Origin of the sequence: Psychrobacter urativorans, assembly GCF_904846695.1 — a bacterium.
Taxonomy (GTDB): Bacteria; Pseudomonadota; Gammaproteobacteria; order Pseudomonadales; family Moraxellaceae; genus Psychrobacter; species Psychrobacter urativorans.
Genome location: NZ_CAJHBR010000067.1, coordinates 1 through 926 on the forward strand (window position 1 = coordinate 1; position 926 = coordinate 926).

Annotated in this window: 2 protein-coding genes; both read right to left on the reverse strand. The window is 39.5% G+C overall.

What is annotated here, in order from left to right; translation table 11 throughout:
* Positions 1–5: 5 nt before the first annotated feature.
* Positions 6–530 carry an IS630 family transposase gene (locus JMY09_RS14385; RefSeq protein ID WP_201603382.1) on the reverse strand — a complete coding sequence of 175 codons (525 nt, stop codon included), beginning with the start codon at positions 528–530 and terminating at the stop codon, positions 6–8.
* The gene (locus tag JMY09_RS14390; protein ID WP_201603380.1) at positions 505–855 is read right to left on the reverse strand and encodes an IS630 transposase-related protein; all 351 of its coding nucleotides are present in this window, start codon (positions 853–855) and stop codon (positions 505–507) included. The genes JMY09_RS14385 and JMY09_RS14390 overlap by 26 nt, the downstream gene beginning before the upstream one ends.
* Positions 856–926: the final 71 nt, after the last annotated feature.

Consider the following 926-nt stretch of genomic DNA (forward strand, 5'->3'; position numbering starts at 1 on the left):
TATAGTCAGTTCAAAACAAAAATGTTATAGCTAGGACAAACATCATAAAATAATTTGGATAAGTCATTTTCCATCCACCCTTGGCGTAGAAACTTCACTTGAGCCCATTTTTTCTCAATAGGGTTCAAGTCTGGGCTATACGGTGGCAGCCATAGAATACGATGACCATGCCTGTTCAGTAATTTTTGGATACGTTTGCTTTTATGAAACCGAGCATTATCCATGATAATCACGCATTTGGTTTTAAGACTTGGAATAAGTTTAAACTTGCACCAGTCGTAGAATATGCTGCTGTTAATGTTCTGTTCAAAGTAATCCAGTGCAAATAGCATCTTTTCATATAGAGCCCCAATGACGTTGGTTCGCTTTTTACCTTGCCAGTTGTCGCTGTCGATACAGGGTTTGCCTATCGGTGCATAGCCATGAGAACGAATAGTTTCAGCCTCAAAGCCGCTTTCATCCATATAGACAATGGGATAGCCTTGCTGTTTAAAGTTATCAAGCTTACTCTGATACGCCGCTCTTTTTATTGGACACGCTTTTGGATGCTCTAAGGTCTTTTTTTTGACTGATGCCTAGGCGTTTTAAAGCCTCACAAATGGCTGAGGCAGTACAGTTGAACCGTCTTGCTCTCTCATAGTGATAGTCATCAGGGTAACGCTCAACGTCTTTGCGTAGTGCATCATCTGGTATTTTTGATGGCGTAACATTGCGAGTGCTCTTACTATGCAGCCGTTTCTTCCACTTTTGAATGGTGGTTGGACTAATGTCATAAAAAGAGGCTGCCTCGGCAAAGGTCATGCCATTTGCTAAGCTTTTAAGAACTTGTTTGCGATAGTCTAGTGAATAAGTCATGATAATTAAGTATATCTGTTGAGATGTTTTATCTTATAACACTTTTGTATTTGATACACTATAACACTATA

Coding starts and splice junctions, on each gene's coding strand:
- JMY09_RS14390 (WP_201603380.1), bottom strand. CDS start 855: ATGACTTATTCACTAGACTATCGCAAACAAGTTCTTAAAAGCTTAGCA.